Here is a 17,824-nt window from a genome sequence, read left to right as displayed (position 1 = left end):
GCAGGATATCTACTTGGGCATTGTTTTTATTTTGATTGCTTGTTAATGATAAATTTAAGTGCACTATCAATTACAGCTACTTGGGCTAATATACATTCTTCATCTGTGGCTGTTGGGCTATCTGGGTACACTTCGGTCGTGGTTACATAAGGTGCATCAGTAAAGCCCATACACAAACCTAAATCGCGAGCTGCATAGTTAATTACACCAAATTGCTCTTGAGCTACGCCTATTAGCTGGTTGTTTTCATCGCTCGGTGCAATGTGAGTAACCTTTGCAACGCTTTTTATTATAGCTTTTTGAAATTCAGGCTCAGGTTTTTTGCTATCGGCAACTAAATAAAATCCATCAGGTATGTTCCAGTTAGTATTTGTAGTGCCTTCACGGGCTGCAAGTGCGGGCCTAAATTCACTGTTATCACTGTCAGTTGTTTCGTGTAAATCGATATGAGCCATTAAATCTATATCGAGTGATTTCACAAACGCCATAATTGCAGCCGATTCATGAGCAGGACTATTTTCGTAAAAAGAGCGGTTAGGATCAATCGCGTCTGGGTTCCAACGATTTATTGTTTCATACCCCCAAGGGCTAATGCAGGGCGCAACAATAATATTAAACTGCTCTGAGTGTTGTATTGCCGATGTTTTGGCAAATCTAAGTGCGCCATGTACGCCACTGGTTTCGTAGCCATGTACACCACCGGTGATTAAAACTGTTGGTTTGTCAGCATTAAAGTGAGGTGTTTTTAACACATACAGTGGATAAACACCTGCGGCGTAATTAAGCTCACCGTATTGCTCTACATTTAATATGCTTTTTAGGTCGTCAACTAGCGTTACCACTTCATCTTGGTAACTGCGTTTTATGTTTTGACGTGCTAACCACTGAGCTTTATCGCTGTTATTCCATTTCGTCCCAGGTGTGCCTATAGGGTATGTACTGTTAGTCATAATAAGCCTTTATATCAATTGAATTTTGTCTTTACAAAAGTGAAGGTATTAAATGCAATTGCTAAAATTATGTAATAAGGATATAGCTTAACGTTCAGTAAAACAGCGTGCAAATTAAAACGTTAAGTCGTACTTTTGTTGTGTACTTTTTCATTGATATAACTAAGGGGCGGTAGTTGCTGTTATGCATCAATTTATTATAAAAGAGTATGTTAAAATCAGCTTATAGTCTGTTTTTGTATTGAGTATTATGGCGCAGTATATTGCCACACCAAGTTGGTTAGGTCGTTTTTTTACCCGTATTAAGCGAGTAAGTATTGAGCAGAGCATGCTTGTTATCGACTTTAGGGATAACACTAAGCTGCAATTTAGGTTAAGCGAATTTAGTAATTTTTCTGTGCTAAGAAACCGTCTGTTTAGTGCTGAAATTAATTTAAGTGATCGTAATAACACATGCATTAGCTTTTTAAATAAAGGCCAAGCAGACGTGCTTAGCAAAACATTAAATCACTACTTTGCAAACAGCTTGGAGCAAAAAATAAACAAGGCTAAAACGCAGTTAAAGCAATATGCTTTAGATGAGTTTTTACGAGACAGCTCAATTGAAATATTGAATAAAACCGTTTTTTCTTTAAGTAAAAATTACGCGCATAATCAAATTTTATGGCAACAGCATTTATCGCCGGTTAGCATAAAGTTTTTAAGTATTTTAAGTCGCACACCTAAAGTAATCGACGCTGTAGCGCAGTTACGCCATAAGTATGAACAAAAACAGCTTACTCTAAGAGATAATTTTTATAACAATGTGGAGTCTAATCCACTGACAATAGAGCAGCGTTTAGCGGTTATTCGCGATAACGATAAAAACCTAGTATTAGCAGCAGCGGGTACGGGTAAAACATCAGTTATGGTTGCCAAGTCGCTTGATTTAATTGATCGGGACATAGCAACGCCAGATCAGATATTAGTACTCGCTTATAATAAAGCAGCCGCAGAAGAGCTAAAAGAGCGATTTATTAAACGCGCAGGACAGGCAAATTTAAGCATGACACCGCCTGTTATTTTAACGTTTCATGCATTAGGCCTAACACTATTGCGAAATGCTAAAAAGTCGACTGAGCTTTCTGTATTGGCTAGTGATGCATTACAGTTAAAAAGTTGGTTTACGGCGTGGCTAAGTGAGCAAATGCAGGCTAACTCTGCTTTTTTAAAAAGCTTTGTTGATTTACTGTATGAGCCCGTTGATATTTTTAGTTTTAAAAATAGTGCTGAAGATGAACATTACGTGCGGATTAATGAATATAAAAGCTTTGCTGGTTACAAAGTTAAAAGCTATCAAGAGCTACTTATTTCTAATTGGTTGCACTTGAATTCGGTCGAGCACGAATACAAACCAGCTTATAAAATAAAGCAACGCGTGGGACCGGGCGATAAAAGGCTAAACAAGCAATACTCCAGCTTCTACTTACCAAAATACAATATTTACTTAGATCATTATGATATTGATAGGCAAAGTAATACTCCCTCAGGCATAAACAAAGAGCACTATAACGAACACATAGCGCTTAAGCGCGAACTGTATAAAAAAGATAACACTATTTTTCTCGAAACCTTTTATTTCAATTGGCTTGAGGGAAAATTAGAGCAGCGCTTAGGTAAACTTTTAAAGCAGTATAGCGTTGCGCTAACGCCTTTAGCTGATGACAAAATATTTGCTCTTTTAACTAACTCAGGGCAGTTACAACAAGAAGCTGAGAAATACCTAAAGTGCTTACAAGCCATAAGGGTTGAGCAGTTAACCAATACCCAAATAAAACAGCGTATAAAGCAAAGTGGATTTAAAAACCATCAGCGCTATGCGGCCATGCTTATCACTATTCATGATGCTTACACCCACGAGTTAAGCAGACAAAACGCCATCGATTTTGATGATATGATAATTCACGCCACACAAGTTGTGAAAAAAGGTGAATTTAGTGTCCCTTGGAGCCATATTTTAGTTGATGAATTTCAAGATATATCGGGTGCACGTATGGCTTTTTTAAATACGCTTATTAACAAAGGCACAGGGATCCGCTTTACAGCTGTAGGCGATGATTGGCAGGCTATTTATCGCTTTTCGGGTGGCAACCTTGCACTGACGACACGATTTGAAGAGCTTGTGGGGAGTCACTCATTAACGGTGTTACAAAAAACATTTAGATATAACAATAGTATAAGCGATGTAGCTGGGCGTTTTGTAATGCAAAATCCAGAGCAGTACAAAAAGCACATTACAACGCATGTGCAAGTTAGTACGCCGCAAGTTATTTTATTAGACGACCAATATAAAGGTGCTAAGTCACTTGAAGTAAAAGTTCAGCAAATTATTAGCACTATTCAAAAAAACGACGCTACAGCCAGTATTGCGGTACTTAGCCGATACCGCTTTATGCTTAATAAGGTAGAGCAGCATTTAAAAAATAAAAAACAAACTAATACGTTGCACTTTTGGACCTTACACGGTGCCAAAGGACTTGAAGCTGATTACGGTATTATTATTGGTTTTGAGCAAGGTAAATTGGGTTTTCCTAGCAATAACCAAAATAACGTGTTGTTAGAGTCGTTATTACCTGTGCAAGACAGCTTTACCCACTCAGAGGAAAGGCGTTTATTGTATGTGGGTATTACGCGGGCTAAGCATAAAACCTATTTAATTGCTGATCCCCATGCGTGCTCAGTATTTATAAAAGAATTAGTAAATGATGATTACCCTATTGAAGTTGCCTCAACATTATTTAACCTGAGCTCAGGTTAAGAGATTTATTATCCAGAGTTCGGGTTATTTAATAAACTGCAACCGAAGCACAATGTTACTCGCAACGAAAAATTGCGTGTTGGGTAGTTGTTATTACTGGGAAATGGTGCTCCATAGAATGTACAAGTGCTTGTAAGGTTAGTATGTTTAGGCTTAAAAAAGTTTAGTCGCAGCGGCATTACTGATAAAATTATAAAACTTAGCATGGTTTGTTATCAGCTAAATCACTCCTTATATAGCTATTAGAGTCTTATTATGAAAAATCTGCTTTTGTTTGATATAAAATCACAATTATCTCGTTGTACGGTTGTACTATTAGGCATTGCTTGCTCATTAGCCTTTAACGTGCAAGCACAAAACCAAACATTAGTTTTAGCAGGAGGAGTGCTCTCAACCTGTTCAAGCTCTACACCTAAAAATTGCCAAAATAGCGCGCAAATTAAAGGAAAAGCCCACAATCTTTTTAAAGTTACGGATGCTAAAATTAGTAAAATAGCTCAGTATTGGCCCAGTGGTAATGATGATAAAAAATTAGCGACAATAAATGCACTCAATACAATAAAAATACAAAAAACAGTGCCGATGACAAGAAAAAGTTTACTTTGGTTATGGCGGGATATAAATAATACATCACTGAGTAGCTTATCCGTTGATGAATATAACTTTGTATTTGATATGTTAGAAATATTCCAGCCAAACATATCGCAATTAAATAGCGCTGAGCGCCTAAAAGAGCAAGTAAATACTGATCTGAATAACCAAAGCGCAACGAATAATATATTGCAATTTGTATCGGGTAGCTTAAAAGTTAATAACGCAGAGCCTACAATGCTTGTTGTTACAGCATCTAGTCGAGACCCATATGAAGCCGCTGATCTCGCACATGCTTTCTTTCAATCGCATATAAATACGCAATGGTTAGCGCTTACTCCCGCGCTTGTACACGCAATAACAAACAACTCATGCGATAAATTAGCTATCCTCAGAAATACACAAATGAAAATATATAATCGTGAGGCAATATACCCAGACCGTATTCAAGCAGAGCTTAGTTTATGTGAAAAAGGTATTGATGCTCTCGTTTCACTGATTAAACACAGTACAGGTGTAATGTTTAATGATGGTGATGCAGCGTTAGCAAGCCGAGTTTTATTTGATCAAAACGATAGACCATACCCATGGACTGAAGCATTGCAATCACGCCCTGTAATCGTGGGGGCTGGAGCGGGTACTGTGGTTCAAAATAAAATAGTAAGTGAATTTACTACAACAAGCCTTTCTGCACTTCGTGAGAGTACAAATAATAGTTATGCTGGTGGACTAGGTAGTTTTAATTTGGGCGTACTCGATACCCAATTTGGTGAACAAAACCGTACATTCAGACTTGCGATGGCTATTGATAAAAGCCAAGCTAAAAATATTAAAGCAGAAGTGCAACACGGTTTTGGTATTGATGAAAACACCGCTTTGGTTGTTATTAAATCGCCAGAGGGTAATCTAATGACAGTAATAGGAAAAAGCGGTGTAGTGCACTTGGCGAATCAAATTAACAATCAACCAAAAGGCAAACATTATAGCTACTCGTACTGGCCTACAGGCAGCGTGATTGATATTACCAACAATGCCTTTACTCTAAGCGAACGCACTATAAGCCAAGCATTGCCTGCTATAAAGATCCCATCACTGCCAGTACAGCGCTTTGGCGCAATTTTAACAAATTCAAAGCTCCGTTCACTTACTCAAGCTATGTGCTTAAGCCAAGAGCAAAGTGCGGTAGCGCAACAAGACGAGTTTATAATTAGTTTTACGGCGACAAAAAGTACCAGCTACTATCGTATAAGTGCAAAGGAGCTTGGTTGCGCGGTGATCAATTTAGATTTAGCCGTAAGTACTTTTTAGGGTTTAAGTTTTCAGCGGTACTCTATAAAATAGTGCACAGCTTATTAGGAGCTTCGTCAAAACGAAGCGCGATTAAAGAGTATTAAAATGAATAATGAACAAGATATAATTGATAACCTTAGTGATCTTGAAAGCTTTTTATTAAAAGTTGAAAGTGGTGGTTTAGGTTTAAAAGGTGTTGCGGGTGTCGGTATGGCAACAAACAACAATGATGGTAGCCGCTTTGTTGCGGTATTCGATGACCAACAAAAACTACTTTTGGCACGCACCATTACAGAAGATGTGTTTCAAGCGGGTCATGACTTGGTAAGAAATGGTGTGGCACGTAAACATTAATAAGAGTTAAACTCTATAAGAAGTTAAGAGAACGTTCAAAATTCCCCTCTAAATTATCGCCCCATGAAAAAGTATTTAGCTTTTGAAATATAAGGTTTTTAGTTTTTTCTAGCATGTCTTTAAGTGCTTTTTTAATAACAGATCCAAAAGCGTATACATAAGAGCCTGCGGATGTTGATTTAAGCGACAATGTTTAAAAGTAGTGTAAAGCGAATCAAGTAGTGTCTTTTTTATTTTAGGTGTGGTTTATCCTGAGTAAGTTCTCAAGTTTTGAACTTGATTTATGTGTTTTCTCAGCTAATCTTTTTCTAAATACTGTTAACTTTAAGGTGTTTAACTGTAAAAAACTCTACGTATCGGCAGTAGCTCAGATAACTTTACCGTTATTTGATCGATTATGTACTTTATATGAATAAATCTTATGAAAACTTAAATAAGACCAAATAAAGCTAAAATAAGTTCAATTTTTATTACAAATAAAATAAAAATGGATTATAATTTAGTTGAACAATCAAACAAAAGGGTTGGTTTGGTGCTGGAGTAATTGCCCAAACATAGCTCGATTAAACCAAGGGTCAATATGAAATATATTTATATCTGTTTAACTTTAATATTATTACCTAGTGTTGCTCAAGCATCAGACGATTTTAAAATCTCTGGTTTTGCAACGTTAAGTGCGGTAAAAACGAATAAGCAAGACATCGAGTTTATTCAAAATAACACACTACCAAGTGGTTCTGATGATCATTGGAGATTTGACAACGACACAGTACTAGGCATACAAGGTCAATACAAGATATCAGATAAGTTATCAGGCGTAGTGCAATTGCTTTCACGTCGTAACTACAAAAATAACTATCAGCCATCATTAGACTGGGCTTACATCAGTTATAAATATAATTCAAACCTTCGTTTAAGAGCTGGACGCTTCGTATCACCTGTATTTTTGGGTTCAGACACGCGTAACGTTAACTACTCTAACGTTTGGGTTAGACCTGTTATTGATTTATATAGCCAAGCTACGATTAATAATATCGATGGTGTAGATGCTATATACAGTAACTTTATTGGTGATGGTGATATCTCGTACCAAATACAAGCTTATGCAGGTAAGTTTGATAAATTATACTTCCCAGGTAAAAGTTACATTAAGTTCCACCACATGGCTGGTCTAGTTGGAACAGTACAGTACGACTCTTGGACTTTTAGAGCGGGATACATGAATGCTCAACATTCAACTCTTAGTGCCGAAGGCGATTACGTACCAGGTGACATGAGAATGTTGGTAAGTACAGATTATCAATTAGGGCTAACTATAGATCCTCAAAATGATAACTGTGTATTTGGTACTTGTACAGAAATTGTGCCAAATGCAGGTGATGTATTTAGTATCATTCAGCGTAAACGTAGACCATTCAACCTTACAAGCCTTGCTGTAGTTTATGACAACGGCAGCTACTTTGGTCAATTTGAGTGGGCTCACAGAGAAGCAAGATCTTCTTTATCTAACGGTATAGCAGCTTACGGTATGGTTGGATACAGATTAGATTCATTTACTCCTTATGTTGGTTACTCATACGCTAAATCTTTAACTGAAAACTTTGCACTTGATGTTGATGCAGATATAAAGGCGAGTCTTGATTCTCAAGTTGTGGGTTTAGGTAGTGAGCCGCTTGATCAATATGTTGTTAGAAACTCAAGTTCACGTTCAAATACAATTACAGCGGGTCTTCGTTGGGATTTTTATAAGAAAATGGCATTGAAAATGCAGTTTGATAGCTTCCGTCCTTTAAATCATGACGGTCTTGCGACTGGTGGTTCAGGTTTTCTAAACCGTACTAACGAAACACTTTCAGCTACTGGCAAAAGTATTATTGTATCAACTGTATCGTTAGATATTATTTTCTAAAGGAAGAATCCATGAAAATCTTTAAAGCAATTTTCTTCTTAACAATTTTATCGGCTATTGTAACGACTTCAAGCAGTGCAGCATTATCTGTTGTTGTAAATAAAAGTAACACATCTGAGCTTTCTGAAGCGCAAGTGAAAAATATTTTTATGGGTAAGTTGGGACAATTTACTGACGGAACTGAAGCTGTACCTGTGTTATTTGAAGCAGGAAAAGGTGCTAGAACAGCATTTGACGACACTGTTTTACAAAGAAACACGTCCCAAGTAGATGCGGTATGGTCAAAGCTTATTTTTACAGGACGTAGAAGCCCTCCTTTACAAGCTAAAGATGCTAGTGAAGTTTTAAAAGAGATTAGTTCTAACCCTAAAGCTATTGGTTACCTAGAAAGCGGTGACGTTACAGATAGCGTAAGAGTACTAGCTACTTTCTAATTTATTAAGTGCATAGACATATATAAAAGCTCTCGTGATACCAATCACGAGAGCTTTTTTATTTTAAAAGTGTTAGGGCGCGTTGACCTTTGTGGATTGAAATTTGTTCAATCTAGGGGCGATTTAATCGCGGCGCGAGGTTTGTAATCGAGTGGGCTCGATAACTGCTCCTGCGTTACTCTAATGGCTTACATCCCTGTAAGAATAAGTAAAAACCGAGCAACAAAGAGTTAATCGCCCCTAGAAAGAACCCAAAGGACAGCGCATGTTTGGCATTTATGCTGCGTTATCGCCTATTTATGGGGAACAACCACACCACATAGGCGCTGCCTTGCCTAAAAACCAAACATACAGCTGCAAAATCAATCACAAAAGGTCAGCACGCCCTAGTCAGGTATTTCTAAACCGATGCTCAAACAATACATACAGCGAAGATCACAGTATCGAGTGTTTAAATTCTATTAGACCCAAATTTAAGTGATTATAATAGTTTGCTTAACCATGAGAGCTATTTATATAGGTTAGATACTTATACCAATTTTATTAAAAACATGATCACTTTATTGCATTAAATAACTCACTAACTGCGCTAAAAACTGTTCATATAGAACAAGCATATATCATAATTTCACCGTGTTATTTAATGCAATTAGTGTTATTAATTTTTTGGGGGGATTACCAGAGCAGCGTAATTTATAGGGGGAAAATTATGTGTAAATTAATAAAACAGAGTTGTCTCTATTATGAAAGGAATTATAGAAGATTTACAAATAAGCTAAACTGTAGCAATTCTTTAGATAGTTATTGATTTGAAAGTAATTAATTGGTCGGTATGGAGAGATTCGAACTCTCGACCCCTGCCACCCCATAAAAATTACCTGTGTTCTTTAGTGTACAAAAGTGGCTTAACGTGTCCTATCGTGAAGTATTCAAAGTTATTGTAACTCATTGCTATTGAAAGGATTGTGCTTTTAAATTATACCTAGTGAATCAACGTGAAGTTTAGTGAACTAAAATCAGCTCGTGCGATAAATGTGCGACAAAAATTTAGGGTTAACTCTAGGTGTGCGAAAAATGGCGTCAATTAAAGTAAAATTAACTGAATCTATACTCAAAAATATTCCTTTGGAAATTACCAAAATTAATGACACTGAGATCTCCGGTTTTTATCTCAATGTTGGAAGACCAAATAAGGAGGGTAAACGCTCACAAGTATATTATCTGTATTACCGTCTTGGAGGCCGAGGTTCAAGAGAAAGAAGACTAGCCTTAGGCAGCTCATCGGTAATAACAGTGAGTGAGGCCAGGCAGCTTGCTAAGCAATATATTGGTGATGTGTCGCGTGGTATTGATGTTTTTTTACAAAATAAGAAAGCAGCGCAGATTGAAAAGCAAGAAAGCGCCTCACCGACAATTGCTGTGCTTGCAAATGAGTTTATTGAAAGAGATATTAAAGCTAACCGTAAAGATGTAGATCCAGTTATTAGAATGTTTGAAAAAGACATTTTGCCCTTTATTGGTAATTACAAACTTAAAGAAATAACCCGCCGTGAAATTTTTGAAAAGGTGCTTGATCCAATAACTGATAGAGGTGCTAAAACGCAGGCGAATAAAACACTATCCATTCTAAAGCAAATGTTTAATTTTGGTGTTGAGCGCGATTTAATACAAGGTAACCCGATAAGCACAGTTAAAAAGAAGAGCGTGGGAGGCCTAGAAAAGTCGCGAACCAGAGCGCTCGAATTTGAAGAAGTGATTCAAGTATTTGACCGCCTTCCAAAGCTAGGTATAAGCCAGCAAGTTATTTACGCACTAAAGTGCATAACGTTAACCGGTTGTCGGCCAATAGAGGTTACAGGCGCACAGTGGCAAGAGTTTGATTTTGATAAAATGATATGGACAGTCCCTGCCGAGCGCGTCAAGCAAAATAAAAATGGCGAAAGAACTCATAAAGTACCGATTACTCAAAATATGATTATCTTGCTTGATGAGTTACGGGCAGCATTTGGCTACCTCAACTCTAAATATGTATTCCCGAGTACAACAACCAATAAATCAGGCCCAGGTGAACAGCCTATTGATAGGCATTCACTATCACGATCTATAAGTCGGAAGCTTGAGCAACTTGGAGTGCCAAAGTTTGTACCTCACGATTTAAGAAGAACAGTCGCTACTCGTTTAGGTGATACTGATATTGGAACAGATCCAATAGTGATTGAAAAAATACTGAATCACCAATTACAAGGAGTGCAGGGCGTTTATAATATGCAGGAATATATGGAAAAGCGTTGCAAAGCATTGGAAGATTGGGGAAATAAGTTATGGTAAGCCCATTAGAATATGCAAAGTAAGTAACATATTTCTGTTTATTGAAATCTTCAAGCTGTGTACAATACGAGAGTTGTGTAACAACATAATTTAATTATATATCTCGGTGGTCAGATAAGGATGTCATGTTAAAAAAATCAAAGATTGAAAAAAAAAGATTTAATACCGCCTTAGGCTTTAGGAGATACCGTAAAAGTATTAAGCGAAAGCCTTATAAATACGACAGATACAAAAATCTCGTTAAAATTAATGGTAGTTCATATCATGATTTGAAAGCTCCAAGAGTATTAACTATTTACTCGATTAGCGAAGATTTTCTTCCTGATGAAGCTAGCGAGTATAAGATGACGCTTGATTTCATAAATAACCTTAGTTCTAGCTTAGTTAAGGGGAGGGTTATTGTTAATTTTGAAGATACAGAATCAATTAATGCAGCAGCTCTTTTACTCCTGTACGCAACTATTCACAGTATACAACAAAGCTCCAAATTTGATTCTAGAGTGAGATTGTCCAAATCTCCAATTGTGAATAAATTGATAAAGGCTTCCAATCTAAAGAGGCTTATAGAAAGGCGAGAATTGATTACCCCTTGTAGCCAAATAAAAAGGCTGCCAGTAGTTACGAGTAATGATGCTAAATATATAGATGATATTATAGATTACATCAAAGTGAGGATCTATGATAATGGTCTAGATGCGAATGATGAGTCTGTCTTATCAGATGCTATACAAGAGTCTATCGAAAATGTTTTGCTCCATGCTTACCCTGAGGGGGAGAGTAAACTACATAAACAGTGGTGGCTTTTATGTGATGTAATAGGTGACCAATTATTTTTGGCAATCCATGATCGCGGGGTAAGTATACCCAATACCGTAAAACATAGAGAATGGTTTGAGAGAGCGTTTCAAGAAGAATACCCAGAATTATATGATGAAATTAAAGATTCATTGACTCCCTCACAAAGGTTCCTTGAATATTTAAATATTAAGCCCAATATCACAGATAAGCATCTTATAAATGTATCAATGACAGGCGATTACTCTAGTATTCAGACGGAAGGACGGGGGCAGGGTAGTAAAAGTATCAAGTACCTAGTAAATGAGAATGAGTCTGGTAAGTTATGGATCTTTAGCCGTTTAGGTTTATTCGTATATAATTCGGAAGAGGACAGTCGTTTAGTTGACTTACCAATCGAGATACCTGGAACATTAATTCAGTGGAATATTAAAATTAAATGACTAAAAAGATAATAAAAGTAGTAGGTTGGCACGCTACGCCAAAATTTAGGTTTAAGTCTGAATATGAATTCTCGGGAGAAGTATTTCGTGATGATGTTCTTGTGCCTGCATTAAGAGAAAATGAGCATGTCCATGTAGATTTAACTGGCTATAACCGCTATGGACCAAGCTTTATAGATGAGGCTTTCGCAAACATTATTAGAAAAGGTATTTTTAGTCCTGAATATTTAGAAGAGCATCTGTCGTATTCACATGAACACCTCCCCAGAGTTGTTGAGCAAATTGACCAGAAGATAGATAAAGCTCGTAAAGAGAAATCTAAGGGTTGACCGAATGGATTTGGGTATTTCTCGCGATATTAGTGTTTCAGTTGTAAGTTATGTTGGTTGGGGGATGTCCGTCCTAGGCTGGGTGATAATTTATATTCTTAACATTAGAACTTTAAATAGAGGAGAAATCTCTCGACATCGTGATGGGGTTTTGAATCAAATAACTGAACTAGTTAGTTGGTTCAATGATGTAGGATATGGCACAGCAAAATATAAAAATAATGAATTTGAAGAACTACTTTCTGCAAAAGTTAGTCAAGTTGAGTTCAAAATAAATAATTTAAACTCATTTATTGGACTGAAGCTTATTGATCCATCCAACTTAGCCAAACTAGAGTTTGATAGTAGTGCTGCTGAAAAAAGCTGTGAGGCTTCAAAAAAGCTTATTTTTGAAGCTTATAATCTTCTAGAAGAAATTGAGATAAATTTAAATAATTATTTAGAAAATAAAACTTCATTTATTCGCTTCTATATTCGTTATAAAGTCGAAGTCCAGTCTGTAAGCTTTTCAATAACTTTACTCGCCTTATGGTACTTCCTTTTTTTCACTTGTTAAATTCTATAACTCTACGGCTAACCACTTACTTAGTGAGTCATAGCATTTCATACTTTACAAGTTAAAGAACGATTTTTTATACTTATAGCTTTAATTATAAATCAACAAGCCTATTCGGGTTTCATGGTGCAGGTGGTGAAATTAGATAAATGATTAGTCAATGTTAACGACAGCCCCACTGGTCTGCGTGAAAACTAATATTTATTAGGTATAGAAAATAAATCTTTGATAAAAGCTATACTGAAATGTGAGGGATTTCCTCTCAATTACAAGGATAAATATTATGGCTTTAAAACCTGGTCCAAAACCAATAGCTGATTCAACAGGCAAACCTGATAAACGTAGACGTGATAACAAGAATACTCCAGGGAACACCCCAGGGTTAAAACCTAGTAAATCTTCAAAGAAATAGGTAATGATTGAGATTAAAGCTATCTTCACGGTAGCTTTTACATTTAACGCAAATAAACTTCAGTAATTTCCGGCCTAAAATGCCCCATCTCTTGTGAAACGGTCTCTAAGGCTATTTTATATTTAAAACCTAGTGCATGAAGCTCAGCCATTCTTTCTTGAGCATAGCTGTGCCTCAGGCCGTGTGCGCCAGTTGAAAAGAGTAGGGTGCGATTAGAGGCTTTAGAAAAAGAATCAGACCATTTTTTGCCACCACCAATATCATAACGCTGCAAATAGTTAATTTCTCTATCGGTGACTGTGATAGGTTGCTTGAGCTTTTTAGCTTCTAATTCATAAACAAGATGGTTTGGTATTAATACATGGCGTATCAAGCCGCCTTTACCTGTTACAGTGTATAGCTCACCACTTCGGCCCAGCCATTTCGAATCTAAAGCAGGGCGCTTATTTGGCGGTCTTTCACTTGCTTTAGAAAGGGTTAATAGTTCATGGGCTCTTAAGCCTGCGGCGTAAGCAAGTTGTGTTGCTAGTTCGTGTTTAACAGTTTGTCGTTGAGAGATGGCGTGAGCTTGTTCAGGTGTATATGCACGCGAGCGTTTTATTTCGTCTAATAATGACTTCACGCGGTAAAGAGTCTGTTTTGGTTGTAATTTGCCATTGAACTGCATCATCGCTTGTATTGCTTGGCGTTCCATATCTAAGGCTTTTTGGCCAACAATCTCAGCCCTGTAATCGAGATACATGCGTGCTTGCTCTATACTCATAGCCTGAATGCCATTAATGCCGATGTCTTTGGACCAGCTGGCAACCGTCTTAAGTGACTGCATATAGTTTCTGGCAGTACCTAGAGACTTTATACGCTTTGTTTTAGTTAGCCCTTTAATAACGTTTTTTGCTTGCGTTTCAGCTTTGGCAAATTTAGGCATTCTTATCAATCCACCGTTTTACAGTTGTCCAATGCACTTTCACCCCTCGTTTAGCAAGCCAAAGTTGAAGGTCAGATTTTGTAGTACCATTTTCATAAAACTTCCTAAGCTGGTGCTGGTATTTGTCAAGCTTTGAAGGTTTATGCCGTTTTTTAGTACGTAGCTTTTTTAGCTCATTTAATTGTTCGATTTCTTTATTCAGATCAAAAGTCATGTCTATCTCCAAGGTTGTAAGATTAACTGGCAACTTAGTTACTCAGCGACACTGAAGCCTATTCGCCCCTGTTTTTCGCACATGCGAAAGGCTCGGACCGATCTCGCCTTAATGTATTTCCTCTTTACGTGAAAAACGGCAGCAGAAAGCGCCGACATAACGCCTTAAATGTGGCGTGAGACATGACTATTAAATTGATATGAGTGAGGGCCCTCACTACGTGTTGTCGGCAGCAGAACAGCGCCGTTTTTTGTAAATGCCTAATAGGCTATTTCAGTATTAGGTTAGCGTTAAAATCGATTCTGTGCAATCTGCAAATAAAAACCTGCGTATAAGACATGCAAAACCAAGCCCCCCGCTATGAAGCGAGCGATTTATCGCTTCGGCATAGCGGGGGGCGTAGCCCCTTTTAAAAGAGGAGGCATTTGCTCATGATGCCTCAGTTAAAAAGGGCTTGGTTTTATGTTATTTGCAGAACTATTCACTTTAAAATATGCTGTAGTTAAATATAAGAAAATAATTATGGCTTATAGTTATAGTTAGTGGTTTTAAGATGCCGGAAAGATTTATGTGGCAAGCTAAATAAACTAGGCGATAAAAACATGATTTTTGAAATTAATTATTTTTTATATTGCTTGGGTGTTTGAAGACTTTTAAAGGATTGAAGGAATAGATAATGAAAAGGAATGTAATAGCTTTTCTAAGTAAAGAGAATTTATCAATAGAAGAATTACTTGATAATACAAAGCAATTTAACAAATACACATTAACCCCTGATAATTTGCATGATAACGTTTTGTGCTTAGCATTTCATAAAAATGAAGCAGATTGGTCTTCACTTTTTTCTGCTTTTAATCTTAATAAAAATGAATTTGAACAACGTTCTGTTAAAGGCGTTTATTTTTTAAAAGTAGAAAATAGGTATATGATTTTTACTTTTGGCTATGGAAGAGCTTTAATTAATAAGTCTTCAATTGAGCGAGGCTTCGGTTTAAAAGTATCAATGAATTTAGGTGATCCAAAACAACTAAAGTCAGTTGATAAATCTGTATTAGAAAGAGTTGCAAGAAATACACGATCACAAGTTTTAACAAACTCTGGTATACAAGATTTTGATTTTGAGTTTGATCATGAAATTCTGAAATCGATAACTGCTATAGTTAGCGGTGATGATGATTTACTTGAGATGGTTTCGGGTAATGACTCAGTTTCTCTTTATACTGATGTTGAATTTGAAAAGTTTCCTTCGATAGCTCAAAGGTTGATTGATGCTTATTTGAGTGATGAGTATAAAAAATTATATCCATGGGCTGATTTCATTGGACTAGAGACTGATCCTGCTGTGCTGGAGTCTTTGGAAAATATTTTAGTGCAGAAATTTATAGATAACGATATTGAAGGGTTTTGGCTTGCTCCACCACAAGTTATCGATTATGAAGATTTTTCTGGTTTTGCCTATCCTGCTTGTTTCAAACGTAATGGTCATACCGCGCTGCATCCTGAAATGGACTTGAAAGTATTTTTACAGGAGGCGAAATTTAAAAATATAGAGCAGTTAAGTATATCAACACTAAAATCTAAGTATATTTTTTTAATAAATGGGGCTGGAAATACACTCGATAAATTTAGAATGTACGATGCGTTGAATGGCGAATTTAGCTTAGAGGAGCAAAAGTACATTTTAAATGATGGTCGTTGGTATCACATCAAGAAAAGTTTTGCTGAGGAGGTGACAAATTACTTTGATAGTTTGCCCCGATGGGATGGTCTTGAAAATAAACATTACAAAGATCTAAGGGAGTGTTGTTATCTCACTCGTATTGCTGATGAAGAAGAGATAGCTGTTTTGGATCAACATTGGGTGAGAAACAAAGAAATTAAACAGAACTATGAATTCTGTGACTTAATGACGCAATGTAATAGGTTAATTCATGTAAAGCATTACGGTGGTAGCAATGTTTTTAGTCATTTATTTGCCCAAGCTACGAATGGGGTTGAAATGCTATTAAATAGCCCTGAAGTGATACCTCAAATACAAGAGCACTTGGAAAATACCTATATTAGTTTTGATTTTGATATAACCGAGCCCAGAAAGCATATTATTGTATTAGCAGTGATTCAACAGAAAGGTGGTGATTTACACCTACCATTTTTTTCCAAAGTTAATCTTAGGCATCATGCTAGAAATATTCAAAACAAGGGGTTTACCGTTGAATTAGCAAAAATTCCAGTGGACCCCATAGGTGTTTTAGATATAAAAAACTCAGGCTCGAAGTGTGAATGTAAACCTAAATCAGCAAAGTGTACAAAGGAATTGACTGATTAATTACTTTTTCAACTTTAATATTGTGCATGCAATGTAATCCTCTTCACAAAACAAAAAGGCGGTAGGTACTTCGAGTACTTTAGCTAATGCTCTTACCATCTGAAAGTCAGGTGTATGTACGCCTTTTTCATATTGATTCATTCTCGGTGAAGCCGACGAGGAGTCAACACCTGCAAGTATACCAAGCTGTTTTTGAGAAAATCCTTTTCGCATTCTTGCTTCCTTTAGCCTCTTCGGAAAAGGCGAACCATTATTTGTTTTCATTATTTTTATAATCTTCACTTGAAAACTAAGAGTTTCTTAGCTTTAATTAATTGTGGATACTAAGGATTTCTTAGTTTTAAATTTTGGAGATAAGCTAATGCTACTTAAAGCACTTAAAGTAACCGCGCTTGTTGCGCTTGACGTGTTATTCGAGGACACAGAAAACAAAAAGACTGAACAAGATAAGTTCATTGATGAACATAATGACGGCACAGGTAACGTTAACTTCTTTGGTGATGAGTACACCGAGCAAGAAGCCAAGGATGCGTATGAACGTGGTGAGTTCTATTATTGAGCTTTGACATCTTACTTCATTAATAGCAATCTGGAGTTGGGTTTTTACATTGAGCATTGGGATGCGCAGCTATATGCTGCGTAGCATTTTATGAATTCTGAAATAAAATCATTTTTGCCAGCCCTTTCTATTTTAGAGAATAGATTGGAAGGTGAGCATAAAAGCCATGAACAGCTTTTAAGTTTATTGGATGAGTTATCAATATTAAATGAAGCACAAATTATTAGTGAGCTTCTATCTTTAGACTACGTTTATCATCAATACAAAAATGATCAGAGTGAGACTTGGAATATAACCTTAGAGAGTTTTACTGCATTTAAAAAGCGCTCAGTATCTATAACACATAGTCAAGTAGGGGTTAACTCGGTAAAAATTTGCTCTATTTTTGAGTGGGTTATGTTGCTGTGTAATTGGGAAACCAACGTGATTCATCAAACGACTGCAATTAACTGAAGGGATTATAAACTTTTTGAATTTAAAGTATTTACTTGTATCTTTTCTTAAAATAATACCTACTAAAAACGGCTTTATTAAGCCTAAACATTAAGAACTATTTCCACACTTCCCCATATTATTTTGAATAAGATGGCTAATTACTTTTAAATTATATAA

The 17,824-nt window shown here is 36.5% G+C and carries 16 protein-coding genes; 12 read left to right on the top strand and 4 right to left on the bottom strand.

Features of this window, described 5'->3' with window-relative positions; all coding sequences use genetic code 11:
- Nucleotides 1–26: 26 nt before the first annotated feature.
- Nucleotides 27–950 (bottom strand): M14 family metallocarboxypeptidase, encoded by a 924-nt coding sequence (locus H5119_RS12695; RefSeq protein ID WP_182702486.1) that lies wholly within the window; start codon nt 948–950, stop codon nt 27–29.
- Nucleotides 951–1,200: 250 nt separating this feature from the next.
- On the opposite strand from H5119_RS12695, the gene H5119_RS12690 reads away from it, so the two are divergent.
- The 9 genes from H5119_RS12690 to H5119_RS12650 all read left to right on the top strand — a co-directional run bounded on the left by H5119_RS12690 (nt 1,201) and on the right by H5119_RS12650 (nt 12,776).
- A complete protein-coding gene (locus H5119_RS12690) occupies nt 1,201–3,747 on the top strand; it encodes a UvrD-helicase domain-containing protein (RefSeq protein WP_220492852.1) in 2,547 nt (848 codons plus the stop codon).
- Nucleotides 3,748–4,002: 255 nt separating this feature from the next.
- Nucleotides 4,003–5,646 (top strand): cyanophycinase, encoded by a 1,644-nt coding sequence (locus tag H5119_RS12685; protein ID WP_182702485.1) that lies wholly within the window; start codon nt 4,003–4,005, stop codon nt 5,644–5,646.
- Between the two features lie 87 nt (nt 5,647–5,733).
- Entirely contained in the window at nt 5,734–5,982 is a 249-nt protein-coding gene (locus H5119_RS12680; protein WP_138583872.1) for a hypothetical protein, read from the top strand.
- Nucleotides 5,983–6,562: 580 nt separating this feature from the next.
- Complete coding sequence (locus H5119_RS12675) at nt 6,563–7,891, top strand: hypothetical protein (RefSeq protein WP_182702484.1); 1,329 nt, start codon at nt 6,563–6,565, stop codon at nt 7,889–7,891.
- Between the two features lie 11 nt (nt 7,892–7,902).
- Nucleotides 7,903–8,325, top strand: a complete 423-nt coding sequence (locus H5119_RS12670; protein ID WP_138583874.1) for a phosphate ABC transporter substrate-binding protein — start codon at nt 7,903–7,905, stop codon at nt 8,323–8,325.
- 1,074 nt (nt 8,326–9,399) lie between these two features.
- Nucleotides 9,400–10,653 (top strand): site-specific integrase, encoded by a 1,254-nt coding sequence (locus tag H5119_RS12665; RefSeq protein ID WP_182702483.1) that lies wholly within the window; start codon nt 9,400–9,402, stop codon nt 10,651–10,653.
- A 125-nt stretch (nt 10,654–10,778) separates the two neighbouring features.
- On the top strand, nt 10,779–11,891 hold the full coding sequence (locus H5119_RS12660) for a hypothetical protein (protein ID WP_182702482.1): 1,113 nt from the start codon (nt 10,779–10,781) through the stop codon (nt 11,889–11,891).
- Nucleotides 11,888–12,220 (top strand): STAS-like domain-containing protein, encoded by a 333-nt coding sequence (locus H5119_RS12655; RefSeq protein ID WP_182702481.1) that lies wholly within the window; start codon nt 11,888–11,890, stop codon nt 12,218–12,220. Before H5119_RS12660 ends, H5119_RS12655 begins: the two co-directional genes overlap by 4 nt.
- A gap of 4 nt (nt 12,221–12,224) precedes the next feature.
- Nucleotides 12,225–12,776 (top strand): hypothetical protein, encoded by a 552-nt coding sequence (locus tag H5119_RS12650; RefSeq protein WP_182702480.1) that lies wholly within the window; start codon nt 12,225–12,227, stop codon nt 12,774–12,776.
- A gap of 455 nt (nt 12,777–13,231) precedes the next feature.
- Here the strand turns inward: H5119_RS12650 and H5119_RS12645 are convergent, their stop codons facing one another.
- Nucleotides 13,232–14,113 carry a site-specific integrase gene (locus H5119_RS12645; RefSeq protein WP_182702479.1) on the bottom strand — a complete coding sequence of 294 codons (882 nt, stop codon included), beginning with the start codon at nt 14,111–14,113 and terminating at the stop codon, nt 13,232–13,234.
- Nucleotides 14,106–14,327: a hypothetical protein gene (locus H5119_RS12640; RefSeq protein ID WP_182702478.1), complete on the bottom strand. Its 222-nt coding sequence runs from the start codon at nt 14,325–14,327 to the stop codon at nt 14,106–14,108. The genes H5119_RS12645 and H5119_RS12640 overlap by 8 nt, the downstream gene beginning before the upstream one ends.
- Nucleotides 14,328–15,003: 676 nt before the next feature.
- Between H5119_RS12640 and H5119_RS12635 the strand changes: the two genes are divergently transcribed.
- A complete protein-coding gene (locus H5119_RS12635) occupies nt 15,004–16,653 on the top strand; it encodes a TIGR04141 family sporadically distributed protein (RefSeq protein ID WP_182702477.1) in 1,650 nt (549 codons plus the stop codon).
- On the opposite strand, the gene H5119_RS12630 is transcribed toward H5119_RS12635, so the two are convergent.
- Entirely contained in the window at nt 16,654–16,917 is a 264-nt protein-coding gene (locus H5119_RS12630; RefSeq protein ID WP_182702476.1) for a helix-turn-helix domain-containing protein, read from the bottom strand. It abuts the gene before it with no gap.
- Nucleotides 16,918–17,014: 97 nt separating this feature from the next.
- On the opposite strand from H5119_RS12630, the gene H5119_RS12625 reads away from it, so the two are divergent.
- Both H5119_RS12625 and H5119_RS12620 read left to right on the top strand, forming a co-directional pair.
- Nucleotides 17,015–17,212, top strand: coding sequence for a hypothetical protein (locus H5119_RS12625; protein WP_182702475.1), 198 nt, complete (start codon nt 17,015–17,017; stop codon nt 17,210–17,212).
- A gap of 90 nt (nt 17,213–17,302) precedes the next feature.
- Entirely contained in the window at nt 17,303–17,665 is a 363-nt protein-coding gene (locus H5119_RS12620; protein ID WP_182702474.1) for a hypothetical protein, read from the top strand.
- The last annotated feature ends 159 nt before the right edge of the window (nt 17,666–17,824 follow it).

The organism is Pseudoalteromonas sp. SG45-5 (assembly GCF_014164085.1).
Taxonomy (GTDB): Bacteria; Pseudomonadota; Gammaproteobacteria; order Enterobacterales; family Alteromonadaceae; genus Pseudoalteromonas; species Pseudoalteromonas aliena.
Note: the sequence above shows the minus strand (reverse complement) of the source record. Positions and strands in the feature narration are given on the sequence as shown.